The 16,833-nt window shown below is 37.1% G+C and carries 15 protein-coding genes; 7 read left to right on the forward strand and 8 right to left on the reverse strand.

Features of this window, described 5'->3' with window-relative positions; translation table 11 throughout:
* Positions 1-41: 41 nt before the first annotated feature.
* The 3 genes from treR to treP form a co-directional block, all read right to left on the reverse strand.
* Positions 42-755 (reverse strand): trehalose operon repressor, encoded by a 714-nt coding sequence (gene treR / locus ABES02_RS06260; protein WP_430132247.1) that lies wholly within the window; start codon positions 753-755, stop codon positions 42-44.
* A gap of 15 nt (positions 756-770) precedes the next feature.
* Positions 771-2,438, reverse strand: coding sequence for an alpha,alpha-phosphotrehalase (gene treC / locus ABES02_RS06265; RefSeq protein ID WP_430132249.1), 1,668 nt, complete (start codon positions 2,436-2,438; stop codon positions 771-773).
* A 74-nt stretch (positions 2,439-2,512) separates the two neighbouring features.
* Positions 2,513-3,937: a PTS system trehalose-specific EIIBC component gene (gene treP / locus ABES02_RS06270; RefSeq protein ID WP_430132251.1), complete on the reverse strand. Its 1,425-nt coding sequence runs from the start codon at positions 3,935-3,937 to the stop codon at positions 2,513-2,515.
* A gap of 471 nt (positions 3,938-4,408) precedes the next feature.
* Between treP and ABES02_RS06275 the strand changes: the two genes are divergently transcribed.
* Together ABES02_RS06275 and ABES02_RS06280 are read left to right on the forward strand one after the other, a co-directional pair.
* The gene (locus ABES02_RS06275; protein WP_430132253.1) at positions 4,409-4,960 is read left to right on the forward strand and encodes a GNAT family N-acetyltransferase; all 552 of its coding nucleotides are present in this window, start codon (positions 4,409-4,411) and stop codon (positions 4,958-4,960) included.
* A 153-nt stretch (positions 4,961-5,113) separates the two neighbouring features.
* On the forward strand, positions 5,114-5,524 hold the full coding sequence (locus tag ABES02_RS06280; protein ID WP_430132255.1) for a VOC family protein: 411 nt from the start codon (positions 5,114-5,116) through the stop codon (positions 5,522-5,524).
* 59 nt (positions 5,525-5,583) lie between these two features.
* Here ABES02_RS06280 and ABES02_RS06285 read toward each other — a convergent pair whose 3' ends face one another.
* Positions 5,584-5,976 (reverse strand): thiol-disulfide oxidoreductase DCC family protein, encoded by a 393-nt coding sequence (locus ABES02_RS06285; protein WP_430132257.1) that lies wholly within the window; start codon positions 5,974-5,976, stop codon positions 5,584-5,586.
* Positions 5,977-6,068: 92 nt separating this feature from the next.
* On the opposite strand from ABES02_RS06285, the gene ABES02_RS06290 reads away from it, so the two are divergent.
* On the forward strand, positions 6,069-7,142 hold the full coding sequence (locus ABES02_RS06290; RefSeq protein ID WP_430132259.1) for an NAD(P)H-dependent flavin oxidoreductase: 1,074 nt from the start codon (positions 6,069-6,071) through the stop codon (positions 7,140-7,142).
* A 138-nt stretch (positions 7,143-7,280) separates the two neighbouring features.
* Positions 7,281-7,928 carry a phosphatase PAP2 family protein gene (locus ABES02_RS06295; RefSeq protein WP_430132261.1) on the forward strand — a complete coding sequence of 216 codons (648 nt, stop codon included), beginning with the start codon at positions 7,281-7,283 and terminating at the stop codon, positions 7,926-7,928.
* 96 nt (positions 7,929-8,024) lie between these two features.
* On the opposite strand, the gene ABES02_RS06300 is transcribed toward ABES02_RS06295, so the two are convergent.
* The 4 genes from ABES02_RS06300 to ABES02_RS06315 form a co-directional block, all read right to left on the reverse strand.
* Positions 8,025-8,693 carry a DUF2642 domain-containing protein gene (locus tag ABES02_RS06300; RefSeq protein ID WP_430132263.1) on the reverse strand — a complete coding sequence of 223 codons (669 nt, stop codon included), beginning with the start codon at positions 8,691-8,693 and terminating at the stop codon, positions 8,025-8,027.
* A 191-nt stretch (positions 8,694-8,884) separates the two neighbouring features.
* Positions 8,885-10,330, reverse strand: coding sequence for a hypothetical protein (locus ABES02_RS06305; protein WP_430132265.1), 1,446 nt, complete (start codon positions 10,328-10,330; stop codon positions 8,885-8,887).
* A 65-nt stretch (positions 10,331-10,395) separates the two neighbouring features.
* On the reverse strand, positions 10,396-10,950 hold the full coding sequence (locus tag ABES02_RS06310) for a hypothetical protein (RefSeq protein ID WP_430132267.1): 555 nt from the start codon (positions 10,948-10,950) through the stop codon (positions 10,396-10,398).
* 149 nt (positions 10,951-11,099) lie between these two features.
* Positions 11,100-12,173 carry a CotH kinase family protein gene (locus ABES02_RS06315; RefSeq protein WP_430132269.1) on the reverse strand — a complete coding sequence of 358 codons (1,074 nt, stop codon included), beginning with the start codon at positions 12,171-12,173 and terminating at the stop codon, positions 11,100-11,102.
* Positions 12,174-12,399: 226 nt separating this feature from the next.
* Between ABES02_RS06315 and ABES02_RS06320 the strand changes: the two genes are divergently transcribed.
* The 3 genes from ABES02_RS06320 (at position 12,400) to ABES02_RS06330 (ending at position 16,481) form a co-directional block, all read left to right on the forward strand.
* The gene (locus ABES02_RS06320) at positions 12,400-13,131 is read left to right on the forward strand and encodes a hypothetical protein (RefSeq protein WP_430132271.1); all 732 of its coding nucleotides are present in this window, start codon (positions 12,400-12,402) and stop codon (positions 13,129-13,131) included.
* Positions 13,132-13,504: 373 nt separating this feature from the next.
* Positions 13,505-14,860 carry an arsenic transporter gene (locus ABES02_RS06325; protein WP_430132273.1) on the forward strand — a complete coding sequence of 452 codons (1,356 nt, stop codon included), beginning with the start codon at positions 13,505-13,507 and terminating at the stop codon, positions 14,858-14,860.
* Positions 14,861-14,993: 133 nt separating this feature from the next.
* Complete coding sequence (locus tag ABES02_RS06330) at positions 14,994-16,481, forward strand: pyruvate kinase (RefSeq protein WP_430132275.1); 1,488 nt, start codon at positions 14,994-14,996, stop codon at positions 16,479-16,481.
* The last annotated feature ends 352 nt before the right edge of the window (positions 16,482-16,833 follow it).

Genomic DNA, 16,833 nt, shown 5'->3' on the forward strand with positions numbered 1-16,833 from the left:
AAAGGAGATCTCTGCAAAAATAGCAGGGATCTCCTTTTGAATTACCGGGATCTTCGAGCAAAGTCGACAAAACGAAATTTATCAGGGCGGTGCCGTGATTCTGTGTATTGAAAAAGGCTTGCATCATCTAAGTAAACATAGTTTTTGATGACAACAATATTATGAAAGCCTTCAAAATCTAAAAGGTCGAGGTCTTCGCTTGTAGGCTCCTCCACGACAATTTCCTTTCTTGCGAAGCTGATATTCAAGTTTAAGTCGTCTTCGAGATACTGATAAATCGAATCCGCACAAATTTCTTCCGTTAAAGAGGGGACATACTTTTTACTTAAGTAGTCTTTATCTAAAATAATTTTTTCTCCGCCCATTTCACGCGTTCTAACCACTTTCCAAACAAGGTCTTTGCTAGAAAGGTGAAGCTGTTGCCTAATATAGCTTTCCGGTTTTATTAAAGAAAACTCATTGACAATTGTTATTGGTTTGCGGCCCATTTTTTGGGCCAACTCTTTAAAGCTGACTAGGCCGGAAACCGGAAAATCAAATTTTGAAATATCGATTACAATCGAACCTTTGCCTCTAACTTTTTGAATATAGCCATTTTGCGAGAGTAAATTCAACGCCTTCCGAATCGTTTCCCTTGAGGTATTGAATTGTTCTGATAATTCATGCTCAGAGGGAAGAAGCGTTTGTGGGGGAATTACCCCGCTTTTAATTTCCTCGACAATGGTGTTATAGATGGTTAGATACTTGTTCGTCATTAGATAATCTCCATTTCATTTTTTCAAATGGTACACAATCGACTCATATGGCCGCAACTGGATTTCCTTGCAAAGGGAAGGGGAATCCGTATAGTTAGAGATTAACATCTCACTCGTATATTCATCAAGGTGTAAATACGACGGCAAGACTGCGAGTTTCTCATTTCCATAAAAATTGTTGATGACAAGTAATTTATCCGTTCCGCTCGTTCTAACATAAGCAAAAATTTCTTCATCCTGATTTAAAATGATTTCAAAATCGCCTTCTGTAATAATTTCATATTTTTTCCTTAATTGAATTAGCTTTTGATAGTGATAGAAAACAGAATCTGAATCCTCAAGTGCGTTTTCCGCATTAATTTGCTTGAAATTTGCTGCCGTTTCAATCCATGGAGTACCCGTTGTAAAACCTGCATTTTCACTGGTATTCCATTGAACTGGAGTTCTCGAATTATCACGGGATTTTTGCATAAGGATTTCGATTATTTCTTGTTCATCCATGCCTTCATTTTTTTTGATGTTAAATATATTTAATGATTCAACGTCGCGGTAATCATCAATTGCGTCAAAGTTTGGGTTCGTCATCCCGAATTCTTCCCCTTGATATATATAAGGAGTTCCTTGCATCATATGAAGCACGGTTGCCAGCATTTTGCCCGATTCTTTGTGAAAGTTTTTGTCGTCTCCAAAACGAGAAACAGCACGCGGTTGGTCATGGTTGCACCAGAAGAGGGCGTTCCAACCGCCACCTTCGTTCATTTCCACTTGCCATTTGGAAAGAATTTGCTTTAAGGATTGAAAATCAAACGCCGCTTTTGTCCACTTGTCTCCATTTGGATAATCCACTTTCAAATGATGGAAGCTAAAGATCATGTTTAACTCTTTATGTTCAGGGTTGGTATAGCGAATACAATTATCAATGGAAGTAGAGGACATTTCACCAACTGTCATAATATCGTATTTCGAAAAGACCTTTTCGTTCATTTCATGCAGAAACTCATGAACACGCGGTCCATCTGTATAAAATTTTCGACCATCACTGTCATCCTGTGGGAACTGCTGGTCTTTGGAAATAAGGTTGATTACATCGAGGCGGAAGCCATCGACGCCTTTGTTTAACCAGAAATGCATCATTTCGTATAAGGTGTCACGAACCTTTTCATTCTCCCAGTTTAAATCAGCTTGAGTAACATCGAATAAATGGAGGTAATATTGCTCCGTTTTCTCATCAAATTCCCAAGCGGGACCTCCAAATTTCGATTCCCAGTTAGTAGGAGGCTCACCATTTGAGCCGTCCTTCCAAATGTAGAAATCGCGGTAAGGATTATCCTTAGAGGACCTGGCTTGCTTAAACCATTCGTGTTCTGTGGATGTATGGTTAATGACGATATCCATGATGATTTTTAGACCGCGTTTATGAGCTTCTTCTAGCAGACGATCGAAATCTTCCATTGTTCCATATTCATCGTGAATGCTGTAATAATCACTAATATCATACCCGTTATCACGCTGTGGCGATTGATAGATAGGGGTGAGCCATAAAACGTCGACACCTAATTCTTTTAAATAATCTAGCTTTTCAATAATTCCATTGATATCCCCAGTACCTTTTCCTGTTGTATCAAAAAAGCTTTTTGGATAAATTTGATAGACTACTGATTTTTTCCACCATGCGGATTCCATTTTTTTACACCTGCCAAATTTTTTTAGATTCTAATGTCAAAAAGGAGGGAGTCGGTCTCCCTCCTAATGGAGTTTTATTTTTTAAATGAAAGCTTTTTAATGCCTGTTTTTGCAAAGATTGTGGTTAAAACAAACGGAACGACAATCGCAATCACCATACATACTGCAAATAATGCCATATATTTTGGCTGAATGGAGAGGATGCCAGGGAGTCCGCCGACACCGATTGAGTTAGCCATAACACCGCTTGCTACTGATACCACACCGGCAATCATTGATCCGATCATGGCGGCTAAGAAAGGAAAGCCGTATTTTAGGTTAATCCCGAACATCGCAGGTTCTGTTACACCTAGGTAACAAGAAATTGCCGCAGGGATAGAAACTTGTTTTTCTTCTTCATTTTTACGGTTGATAAAGATCATCGCAAGAACGGCCGAACCTTGAGCGATATTAGATAAAGCAATCATTGGCCATAGGTTTGTCCCACCAAGTTCACTCATTAATTGAAGGTCAATCGCATTTGTCATATGGTGTAAACCAGTGATAACAAGTGGTGCATAAGCAAATCCAAAAATAGCCGCAAATAACCATCCAAATGCTGAAGTTAAGCTAGAATAAACCACATGGGAGATACCTGAGCCAATGGACCAGCCGATAGGTCCTAAAATGGTGTGTGCAATTAATACAGTTGGAACTAATGCAAAGAACGGTACAACAATCATTGAAATCGAATTTGGAACAATTTTACGTAATCTGGTTTCTAGGAAACCTAATGTTAATCCAGCTAAAATCGCGGGAATAACTTGTGCTTGATATCCAATCATTTTAATGTGAGCAAATCCGAAATCCCAAGTAGGAATTTCCTTTGCTCCTGCGACAGCGTAAGCATTTAATAATTGAGGTGATACTAATGTAATACCTAGAACGATTCCTAGAATTTGAGATGCGCCCATTTTCTTAGCAACGGACCAGGTGATTCCGACTGGAAGAAAGTGAAAGATTGCTTCACCAATCAGCCATAAGAAGGAGTGGACTCCTGCCCAGAACTGAGATACTTCAATGATGGTCTTTGTTCCGTTATCTAAAAGTTTAATGTCACCGATAATATTTCGGAAGCCAAGGATTAAACCGCCGACTACAAGAGCAGGTATTAATGGTGTAAAGATTTCAGCTAAGTGGCCCATCATCCGCTGAATCCAATTTTGATTTTGCTTAGCTGCTATTTTCGCTTCTTCTTTAGAAGTGCCATCTACACCAGCAATTTTTACAAACTCGTTATAGAAGCTTGGAACTTCGTTTCCAATGATAACTTGGAATTGTCCTGCTTGAGTAAATGTGCCTTTCACTAGTCCGATTGACTCGATTTCTTTTACATTTGCTTTACTTGGATCGTTTAACACAAATCGCATTCTCGTTACACAATGGGTTACAGCTGCAATGTTTTCTTTACCGCCAATGTGTTTCAATAAATCCTTTGAAGGATCTATATACTTCGTCATTTGACTTTCCCCCTGATGAATGGGTATTAGACCCATACTATATTATTTTATTTTTATGGATATACAGGATATGTTGCCGTTTTCATTAAACGTCCGATAACCTGTATATACAAGTTTTGATTCCGTTTTCATTCTAGCTTGTATATACAAGTTTGTCAACGATGAATTTTGAAAAATAAAAAAGCCTTCGTAGAAAGGCTTTAACCTTTTCGATATATGGAAAGTAAGTCTTTTGAACCACTTTTACTCTTTAAAGCTTTAAACTATTGATAGAATTTTAAAAAAATGGTAAAATAATGATGTTTAAATTCTTCTGAGTTTAGACCTCCTAATGAGGGAACTTAGCCTTGACCACTAAGTTTTCGTTGGACCTTTGACTTTGTTCAAAGGTTTTTTTTTCGTTTTAGCCTGTTTTGTCCTCCTTAATGCTTTTGTTAAAATGGTCTTATAGTCACATACGGAGGAAACCACATGGAATTTAAGACGCTGTATCACTGGGATGATAAGATATGGGAATTGGTAAGCCCGATTTACCATCAGGCATTTGCTGAGAAGGGGGCAAAACCGGAGAAAATTATTAGAAATATGTTCCAAAAAGGGATCTGTTTTTTACATTTAGGAATTAAAAATGGGAAGGTCGTGTCGATGGCATTGACTGGAAAGCTAAAGGGAATTCATGCATTGCTCATTGATTATATAGCTGTCCATGAAGACTGGCAAAATCATGGCTATGGTTTAAGAATGATGAATGGTATTAAAGATTGGGCCTTATCCTCCGGCACTTTTGATAGTTTATTAATTGAAGTTGAGTCCGAAGTAACTTCCGAAAATTTGGCTAGAATTAACTTCTGGAAAAAATGCGGCTTCAAATTAACCGATTACATCCATCATTACATTTGGGTCCCTGAGCCCTATCAAGCCATGTATTTGAAGCTCCAGACAGATGCTGAAATAAATGGCGATGGGGAACTGCTTTTTAAGTATATTGGCCAATTTCACAAGGTTTCTTATCAAGGTTCTTAAATACATATTTAATATTTAACGTATTAGAAATTTATTTCTTTCTAGGAAAAATAATATATTGTTGATTTCAAACTGTATTTTGGTTAAAAAGGATTTTTCTTAAGTTGCGTCGAATTAGTAAGGGTTAAGGTTAAAAATAGAGGAGTGTTCAATTTGAAGGGACAAGCTACACCTTATTTAATGTTCGATGGTAATGCAAAAGCAGCATTAGAGTTTTATCGGGAAGTATTTGGAGGAGAAGTATCCAACCTGCAAACTTATGGTGAAGCAGATTATCCAACACCTCCTGAGGCATCAGATCGCATTATCCACGCACAATTTAAAAAAGACGATTTATTTTTAATGGCCTCAGATGCATTTCCAGGAAATCCGATAACAGTGGGGAACAACATCTCCTTGACACTTGAGTTTGAAAGCGAGGAAGAAATTCAAAATATCTATCAAGCTCTTAGTGAAAAAGGTACGGTTTTTATGGAATTACAGGATACTTTTTGGGGAGCTACATACGCAAAAGTTAAAGATGCCTTTGGAGTCATTTGGGATCTTAATTATACAAAGTCTTAATAAGGACAAAAATAAAACGCACCATTTTTGGTGCATTTTATTTTTGTCTTTTATATAAATCAATCCAAAAATCTGCTTTTCCATTCTGGAGAGGGAAGCATGCAGCTTTCTTTTTGGCCGAACCATTTATAGCGGTTTTTAGCAATTATGTCATAGACGAAATCTCTTATAAATCTAGGAATGACAAGGAAGGCGGAAAGTATGCTCCATGCTCCCTTCAGTCTCATGCAAACACGTAAGGCAGCCGTTGATTTTAAATAGGCTTGGTTGTTTTCGATTAATACAAAACTATTCATATCAGTCGATAAGCCGAATTCTTTTAGAAGCAATTGTCCTTTTACTCCCTGGAGCGAGGCAAATTTAAATGAGGAACTAGCATCTCGCTTTAAAATAAAGTGAACACTGTTATTGCAAAGATTACACACACCATCAAATAAAATAATCCGCTCCATATATTCACCAACCTATTTGTTGTACCAATGTATAATTGGGTTAATCATATCACATTATTAAACTAGATTTTATAAAATGGGGTGTATTCATCTTGTGGAAAAATGAATTAACAAAATTGTTAAAGGTTCAATATCCAATTATTCAAGCGCCGATGGCAGGGGGAATTACTACATCTGAATTAGTGGCAGCAGTTTCAAATGCAGGAGGACTAGGGATGATTGGTGCTGGCTATATGAATCCAGAGCAAGTCCTGCTTCAAATAAAGGAAGTAAAACAATTAACAGATAAACCTTTCGGAGTTAATCTATTTGTCCCCTCACCATTTGAAGTTGATAAGGAGAAGCTGCAATATACGAAAACATTATTACGTCCAATAATCGAAGAACTCGATGCTGAGGTGGAGAGGGAGTTGCCAAATTTTGAAGAAGAACAACATGCTTTCCATAAACAACTAAATATTTTAATGGAAGAAAAGGTTCCGATTTGTTCTTTTACTTTTGGTGTCCCACCAATTAATGCGATAAGAAAACTCAAGGAAAAAGGAATTGTCCTAATTGGAACCGCTACAACGGTATCAGAAGCCATACTTAATGAAAAGTCAGGAATGGATGCAGTTGTTGTCCAAGGATCAGAAGCAGGGGGGCACCGCGGAACATTCCACCATGAAAATAAAAATAGCTTAATAGGGCTAATGTCATTCATACCACAGGCAGCTGATCATCTCATGATTCCGATTATCGCGGCAGGGGGGATTATGGACGGAAGAGGATTGATGGCAGCGAAATGCCTCGGGGCTCGAGGAGTACAAATGGGATCTGCTTTTCTTGTTTGTGATGAAAGCGGGGCAATCCAAGTTTATAAAGAGGCAATCCTTCATGCAACCGAGGATCAAATCGTTTTGACCAAGGCATTTTCAGGTAAAATGGCTAGGGGAATTAACAATCACTTTATCGAGAAAATGAAATATGATGAGATTAGATTACCAGATTACCCAATTCAAAACGAGTTAACGAAAGCGATTAGAAAAAAATCTGCGACTATGGGGAATCCTGAAAATATGTCCCTTTGGTCAGGCCAAAGCCCAAGGCTTTCCAAGAAAATGAAGGCAAGTGCACTGATAAAGTCCATCATTAGCGAGGTGGAAGGGATACGAGCTAAACTATAAAACAATGAAAAATGATCCAAAACTTCTAATAGTGGAAAATTTATGCATTTATTTGTTATGATGATAATATGAAGTGATGAACGACAATTTTTATGAATAGTAAACTTGTAAAATCGTAATATTTTTGGGGGTGACAACGTGAGAGAACATTTGAAGAAAACACCCTATTTGCTATTCATGTTGGTAATTCCTCTCCTTGCCAAGATTTATCAATTATTAAATGAACGTGCACAAAAGGGAGTAGACATATCCACTCCCATTGATCATGCAATACCTTTTTTACCGATTTTTATTATTCCCTACATCCTGTGGTATGGATATATATTTTATTATTTAGTCTATTTTTGTTTTAAGGATACCACGATTTATCTTAAAACCCTAATTCTAATTGTGGTTGCTGAATTCATCTGCTACATTATTTTTTTCTTTTTTCAAACAACCGTTCCAAGGCCCACACTGGTGGGTAATAATCTTTTAACGAACCTTGTTCAATGGATTTACACGAATGATCGTCCTTTTAATTGTTTTCCGAGTATTCATGTTTTGACAACATTTGCGATAATGCTAGCTTCACTGCTGATAAAAAATAAACATCTGTTAAACCGTTTATGTATTCATATTACAGGTGGCTTTATTATCATCTCAACCTTGTTTGTCAAACAGCATGTTATTTCTGATATGATGGGTTCAATGTTTCTAGTTACCTTCCTGTTTGGAATCATATTTGAGCGTTCATACTACCGTGTTCCTCAAAAGTCCGAAACCGTTTATGTAAAGAATAAATAATTTTCTTTTAAAAAGAGTGTCTTTTTGACACTCTTATTAGGTTATGCAGGTTTAAAAAAGCTTGTTTAATTCATGTCCAAAAATAAAGGGCGAAGGTTATGTCATATGAACTGTTTTAATATGTTGAAGATTAACATAAACTGGATCTTCTTTGGCACTAATTAATTCCACAAAATTATTCTTTATTCCTTGTATTTTTCCAATTACATTTTCATTTTCCCCGATATTGAAAACAATCAATTCTCCGGTTAATTTTTCAATTTGGACTTCGAACGATCTAGCAAAAGTGAGGTTGCTAGGGTTTACCGGGAGACTTGCATTGCTCAATCCATATGGTCGTTGATTATTAGTATAGGGAATCAACCATTTTAGGTGGTTAAGGGAGATAAACATCGTTTTATAGATAGGGGAGTAAAAAACAAAGTAGTTATTCATGATGCTAATAATATAACCATGCAATGCTTGGTTACTGGTTACATATATTTCTGAAAAAATTCCCTTCGCTGCTGTAAGTGTTTTTCTTAATGAAATTTCTTCATTATGATTGTAGATCGGCGTCAATTCGTCACTAACGTGTATTTCATCAATCTCGTCTTGCTTTAAAAAATGCCAATTTTGGCAATGAATTGTTGGAATGTAAAGGTAGTCATAACCATTAAAAACAACCCATAGATCACTGCCAATATCACAAAGTAATCCCTTAATAAATTTTCTTCCTGATATTTCCAGTTTGATATATTTGCCGATATTATCTTTTAGATTCATCAACTCACATCCTTTCCTCATTATTTCAATTTACAAATAGAGCTGGGCTGACATGGATTACGGCAAATAGACTTTATTTCATACCCAACTCACCTTTGTAAATGTCTTAGGATGTTAAAAGGTTTAGTGAAATCGTTGTGATTTATGAGGTATTTCCACATTGGTTTCATTCATTCATGAAGTTCGATGGATTAAAATCTTGTTCTGTTGCTTCGATTTGGCCAACCGGCGAAGAATGACGTTTTTTCGATTTCACGTTGGGTTACCGGTTCACCTGTAAAGCGGAAGCCTCTTACTGGCTGCTCTACTTTTCTCGTTTCATCCTTTTTAGTTTCAGTGGTTTCATTCTTTGTAGCCTGTTTTTGTACAGAAGCTATTTCCTTTGACTTATCTTTTGTAGCCTGTTTTTGTATAGAAGCCATTTCCTTCGGTTTATCTTCTGTAGCTGGTTTTTGTACCGAAACCATTTCTTTTGACTTATATACTGGCGCTATTGGTTCTTGTTTTTGCGTTACGGTTACTTCTTTTGCTTCTGCTACCACTTTTTGAATGACTGGTTTTTCTTCTTTGGTGTTTTTGTTCTCAGGAGCTTTTTGTTTTTCCTGTTTAATGCTGTTTAAAAATGGTTCAACTTTTTGTTTTTCCTGTTTAATGCTGTTTAGAAATGGTTCAACTTTTTGTTTTTCCTGTTTAATGCTGTTTAGAAATGGTTCAACTTTTTGTTTTTCCTGTTTAATGCTATTTTGAACTGGTTCATCTTTTTGATTTTTCAATTCATTATTAATTTTTTGCGTGGTAACTTCATTTAACTTTTGTGTTACGTTTCTGATGGATTGTGACCAAACTTTTATTTGTTTTTCTTTTTCTCCTTGAATGACTTTTACGTTTTCTTCAGAGTTTTTCTCAACTTTGTTCTCAACCTTGTTCTCAACCTTGTTCTCAACCTTGTTCTCAACTTTGTTCTCAGATTTGTACTCAGATTTGTTCTCAGATTTGTTCTCAGATTTGTACTCAGATTTGTTCTCAGATTTGTTCTCAGATTTGTACTCAGATTTGTACTCAGATTTGTTCGCTTTTGATGAAGAAACCTCAGATTGTTTGGCATATTTTTTGTTAGTCATTTGTGGTGTTACGTCTTCAGTTTTATCATTTTTACTTTCTTCTGCTTTAGCATTATCTTGGCTTTCAGATTGGCTGGAATCGGAGTTTTCATTTTCATTGATAAAACCTTTTAAAATATTAGAAATATGAGTTACCCTAATTAAAATTCTTTCTTCTCCGCTAATCAATGTAGCGTAATCAGCATCAACATGGCTCAAAACACCATTAAATTTTCTTTTGTTTAAGCACAAAATAGTTACCCAAGATTGTTTTAATGAATTCAATACTTCCATTAAGCTTTGCGTTTTTAAGAATTCCGATTCTGTTTCTTCGCCTTGGAATTGTTTCGTATTCTTTGTGATTGCTTGAACCTGATCAAGACTATAATAATAGATATAGCCGTTTTCATTTTCTAATATGACATGATCCGGTTCAACCCCAATAAGTTTTCCATTAAATACTTCTTCACCCACATATAGATTTACGTTATAACCCACTAATAAATCCAATGTAGATGAGAAATTTTCTGTACCCATCTATAATCCTCCTTTTATAATGTTGTCGCTTCTCACCTGAGAAGCGACAAGGATTTTATCTGTGTTTATTTTGCATTGCTTTTTGAGGATTCGGATTTTACAACACGTTGTTTTGATTGTTGTTTATCAGAAGAAGAAGAAGAAGACATTTTTTCTTGGCTGCCTTGGTTTTCTGATTTTTCTTCCTCAGCCTTTTCAACTTTTAATCCATAGCTGATATTGCGGATATGGAACATGGAAAGGCGGACGATTTCCTCTTTGTTGATTAAGGAAACAAAATCATTATTAATATCGCTTAGGACGCCTTCTAATTTTTCAGGACCCCCGCGGTTGATTTTGACCCATTGGAACTTCAAGGAATCTAACAGGCCATGGAAGCTATCTGCCTGTTTGTAAGTGAAACCTTCAGGAACTTCAATGTTAAATTCTAACTGTTCCTTTGCATTCTCCGTCACACTTTTAATATGATGAGTGTTGTAGTAAACGACACCCTCATCTTCAGTGAGAAGGACCAGGTGATCTTCATTCACATCCAATAACTTTCCAATTCTTGATTCTGGACCACCGCGGTCAATTTTTATAATTTTACCGACCAAAGACTTCATCATGTCTTTATTCATAAAAGTTTTTTCCTCCTTTAAATTAAATAAACATTTACACTGCATCTATATGTATCACGATGGTATGTTGTACTAATAAAGTAGCCTTTTTTCACTAATTTTGAAAAAAATAGGCAAAAAAAAGTATATGATACATGACCATATACTTCTTAGCTGATAAATGTTGTTAATTCTTCTTTAATGTAAGCATTTCTCTTTCGAATAAAATCAAAAATAACCTCTTTTTCTTGCTCCAATGCGTCTGGATTCGAAGTAATATACGGGTCTATACTCATATAGGGTTTTAAGGTTTCAAAAAGATCATGAATAATGGGCTCTTGTACTTTAGAATTAAAATCATTTTCCAAAATTTTTGAAAGGATGTCCTTATATTTCCTCTTAAAAGGTGTGAGATGAAGGAGTCTTGCTGTAAGGGTGTTATATCCAGTAAATGGAACGTAATCATATTCCATCAGCCGTCCGCGAATATTTCGTCCCCATGTGCCATCATGATCCCATGGGCTGATTTCATATAATTGGGTTTTACCATTCTTATATAAGGCATAATTATGGATAAAACCATCATAGTTTTGGGTACAGACTACCCCGGCAACCCATTTTAAATATTGATCGACATCTAACACTTTTGGAATTTCGTTTTCAAAATCTTCATTACTTAAAGTGTTAATCATGGCGATAAACTTTTCTAACTCCGCTAAATCTTCGCTATTACCATACTTCAAAGTATAACCCTGACTTAAACGGGTTTTTAGTTCCTTTTTTTTGGTTAGTAACGAAAAATTTGCCCGATTATTAGTCGCGTAAATAATTGGACCATCTGGTAAATTCCTTTTTTCAAGGAGATATTGGTCGAAAGATTCAATCTCTAGGTAAATGCCTTTACTATATCCATTAATATAAAGAAGAACATGCTTCGAATGAGGAGCAATGACACCAATGCGATCAAATAAATCAAAGGAGAGTTTGTTTCTGCTCATGGTTACATCAATGTATTCCGCATTTAGGATGATTTCATGTGCTCCATCAACTATAGATGGTTTATCGAAGACGATTCGATAGGATTTTTTTTTCTTATCTCTAATGACGTTTCCTCTATAGGAAATTTTTACTGCATAGCGATTTTCTCCGATTCTTAATTCTGCTGGCACTAATTCATCTTCCCAAATGTCTTTATTCAATTTTCTTAACCACTTCGGATTGATAAAAATTTCATATTTTAACACTTGAATTCCCCTAAACAATATTTTTTTTAGATATATGCGATTTAGGAATTGTATGTGTTTAAAAACTAAAAAAATATCAAGCTAAAATTATATGTTTGTCTATGGCAAATACGGTAAATCTACATAAATTGGAATAGAAAATAAAATTTTTTAGAAAGTGGTGGAAAGATGGTTTTAAAACTTGATATTACAGAGTTGCTTTCGCAAGCAAAAGAAAATAATGTAGTTGGCTTTATGGATAATAATCCTACAGGCAAAAACAAAAACAACTGTAGAGCACAGGCAAGTTCTTCAAGCTCAAGCAGTACAGGAAGTACTGGAAGCACCCGTGGCTCTCGCACTAGGGGTTCAGGCAGTGGTTCTGGAAGCAGATCAGGAAGCGGTTCAAGCGGCTCTGGTCGCAGCGGTGGTAAAAAAGGACCTGGTAAAAGGGGAAGCAGCGGCAGCACAGGAAGCTCTGGTAGCAGAGGCAGTTCAGGCCGTTCCGGTACTCGAGGCAGCAGGGGCAGCTCTGGTAGCAGTTCAGGCCGTTCCGGTACTCGAGGCAGCAGAGGCAGTTCAGGCCGTTCCGGAAGCAGAGGCAGCAGAGGTAGTTCAGGAAGCTCTGGCAGCAGAGGAAGCTCAAGCAGCAGAGGTGGAAAAAAGGGACCTGGTAAAAGAGGAAGCAGTGGCAGTAGCGGCAGCTCTGGCAGTGGCCGTTCAGGCAGCAGAGGCAGTTCTGGTAGCAGAGGCCGTTCAGGCAGCAGAGGCAGCTCTGGCAGCAGAGGCCGTTCAGGCAGCAGAGGCAGCTCTGGCAGCAGGGGCCGTTCAGGCAGCAGAGGCAGCTCTGGCAGCAGGGGCCGTTCAGGCAGCAGAGGCAGCTCTGGTAGCAGGGGCCGTTCAGGCAGCAGAGGCAGCTCTGGTAGCAGGGGCCGTCGTTCAGGCAGCAGCGGCAGTTAAGTCAACCACAAAAAGTTGAAACAAGAAGTAACAGCACAACTTTAATTTTTACAAACCATCAAATCAAACGCCGATACTGATCATCAGTATCGGTTATTTGTTTTTTGTCCAAAAAGTCAAGGAAATGGATAAATCAAATTGAAAGAACCGACTGCACTTTTCTAATTTCTGGTACATATGTCTAGTAATCTTTCATAGAGATATTCGTCTATATCAAAAAAAACGGGTAAAAACCTATATGAATTTATATAGATTAATGCTGATTTATTAGAATACCGAGATATCCGTTTAGGTCAAGCCTCACAGGAAGGACGTACTATAAAGCAAAGGACAAGAAATTAGGAAACGGAAAATAAAGAACGAAACTCTTTGAAGGGAGTAAATTAATTTTTATGTATCATCAATCGACGGTTCTCATCACTATATTTGCTTTTCTTCTAACAATGGTTATGATCTTTATCCGTCCAAAAAACATGAACGAAGCAATTCCGGCAACTATAGGGGCCATCCTAGTTTTTATAAGTGGAAGCGTTTCAATAGGGGACCTACTAGACATCAGTTCAAAGGTAACCGGTGCTGCGATTACCATTATTGCAACCATCGTAATGGCAATCGTGCTTGAAAGCTTCGGGTTTTTTAGCTGGACTGCCGCTCTCATGTTAAAATTATCAAAAGGGTCGGGTATTCGCTTATTCTGGTATACTTTACTGCTCTGCTTTCTCATGACTCTTTTCTTTAATAACGATGGAAGTATTTTAATAACTACACCAATCCTTATTTTAATATTAAACAGTTTAGGTTTAAAAAACAGGCAAAAAATACCATTCCTATTGAGCGGAGCGTTAATTGCTACAGCGTCTAGTGCACCCATCGGTGTCAGCAATATCGTTAATCTAATCGCTCTCAAAATTATTGGGATGGATCTTTATCTTCAAACGGAAATGATGTTTGTACCAGGGGTAATAGGGTTACTTTTTCTTTCCTTTTTATTATTCCTTGTATTCAAAAAAGACATCCCCCGAGAAATAGGCAACCATTCCTATTGTATACCCTTACAAAAAAATCGCAGATATCATCCGCTGCAGAATAAAAGAGAAGATTTATTCAATCAACAAAAGAAACTAATGGTTAGAATGCTACTCTTTGTGTTTATTGTAAGGATTAGTCTATTTGTAGCGTCTTTTATCGGCATTTCCGTTTCCTTAGTTGCTGTAATCGGGTCTATCATTTTATTAATCTGGAGATGGGTCTATTTAAAGGTCAATCCCAAGGATGTCATCAAAAAAATTCCTTGGCATATATTGATATTTGCTTTTAGTATGTATGTAATCATTTTTGGATTACACAATATTGGCCTATCTAGCTTTTTAATAGTACATCTAAAACCAATTGTCAATGACAGTCTATTGCATGCTAGTTTAATAATGGGGATGATCACTGCATTACTTTCTAATATTTTCAACAATCATCCTGCATTAATGATTTCAACCCTCGCACTAACCGACATGGGATTAACTCCGATGCTTTTGAAAACCGTTTACCTCGCTAATATAATTGGCAGTGATGTCGGCTCACTCATTCTTCCAATTGGAACCCTGGCAACGCTTATTTGGATGCATATCCTGAAAAAGAATAAGATCAGAATCACCTGGATGGAATATATCAAAGTCACAATCCTTGTCATTCCACTTACGTTAATCTTTACCTTAGTCAGCTTATATCTATGGCTCTTGCTTGTATTCGTATAACGATTAGTAGGATTCATCTAGGGATGAGTCCTTTTTCATTTACAACACCCCTAATAATTTATTTTTCACTTTCTTCCACCTTTGATAATAAAATAAATGGATAATGCAGTGTTTACAAGGATGTGAATAGGATGTGGTTAATGCTCCAATTAACCAATCAGAATTAACTGAAAAAATTTTCACTATTTACGAACAAATTATTAAAGAATCTGAGCAGGCGATAGAGAACTTACCGGTCGAAGGAGGGTTGGAAAATCGCGATAACTTACTAGCCTTTTTGGCTCTCCGAAAACGATGGACAATCGACTTAACAGAACAATTAGCGGCCATTGGACTTTCATCCATTGAGCATGCTTCTGATTATGTTTTATTTACCTTAGAAAAAATATTAACCAACTTAATGTCAGACATAGAAAAACCGTCTAGCGTCACTATTCCGGATCCTTTAGATGCAAAAACCATTTCGAATCGGCGTGCTGAGGAGCTTCTTGGAAAAAGGGATCAACAGCTTCCAGCAGCTGTCATGGTTACATTAGATGCCAAAATGATCTATGAACCTGAATTGATGAAAGAGTTATTAATGAATGGGATGGATATTGCTAGGATCAATTGTGCTCATAATCATCAGGAGATTTGGAAAAAAATCATTGAAGTTTTGCGTGAAGCGGAAAACAAGCTTAAAGAAGAGGGGAACTACCATACCCGCACTTGCAAAATTTATATGGATTTGGCAGGACCAAAAGTGCGGGTGGGTAAACTCCAGCCGGTTGAAATTTCTGTTATCAAAGGGGATTTTATCCGATTATATCTGGATCCGGAAAAGATAGGTCACCCAGCAGCCTCAGATCGACCAGCTGGGATTCCTGTAACACTAGCAAAAGCCTTCCGAAATGTCCGAAAAAAGGATCGTATTTTTATCGATGATGGAAAAATTAACGGTATTGTCCAACAAGTAACAACGGATTATATTGAGATTGAAATCCTTGCACCGACCCTTAAACCGCTCCGTATTAAAGAAGGCAAAGGTTTGAATCTGCCGGATTCACTTCTAAGTTTAAATGTTCCAGCCTTAACTGAAAAAGACATTGATGATTTACCGTTTATTCTCGGGAATGCCGACATTTTGGGAATTTCCTTTGTCCATACGCCAATAGACTTGAAGAAACTTCGCGAGGAAATGGAAAGAATCGCTGGTCCAAGGATCTCAGTCGTGGCGAAAATTGAAACAAAAGATGCCGTCCATCAATTAGGAAGAATTATCCTCGAAGGATTAAAGTTTAAGAGCTTTGGCATTATGATTGCCAGAGGTGATTTAGCAGTGGAGGTTGGCTTTGAAAACTTACCATTTGTGCAAGAAGAAATACTTAATATTTGTTCCGCGGCATATATCCCGGCGATTTGGGCAACCGGCGTTTTAGAAAAAATGACCAAAACCGGAATTCCGTCACGTGGAGAAATGACAGATGCATCAATCGGAAAGCAGGCCGCCTGTATCATGCTCAACAAAGGCCCATATATTAATGAGTCCTTAAAAATGCTCGTGCAATTATTGAAAACAGAAGCAATCATTTCATCTAGAAAACAATCAAGTAATTATCAGCTAACTTCTCAAATTTTATAGCTGAATAGAGTCGCTAAAAAGCGGCTCAGATTGTCGAGAAAGGAGACTTTTCTCGGCAATTTTTTATGTTGTCAGAATCTAAATACCAATTTCTTAGATGTCCCTGCGATTGGGCCTGTTGATTTCCGCTCCGGGCACTCGCCTTCCGCGGAAAGCGAAGTGCCTGGAGCGCCAATCACTAGACATGTCACAAAGCCTAAACTAATAATATTAAATTACCGCAGTGAATTGTTTAAAGAAACAAATAAAATTCTAGGCTATCGAAAGCTTTTCAACAGTTAGAGAGTCACTAAAGTGCGGCTCTTTTTGCTAATTAGGAGAATGTCTATTACCATTATGTTCTTTTCGAATA

The organism is Neobacillus pocheonensis (genome assembly GCF_050477905.1).
GTDB lineage: Bacteria > Bacillota > Bacilli > Bacillales > Cytobacillaceae > Neobacillus > Neobacillus pocheonensis_A.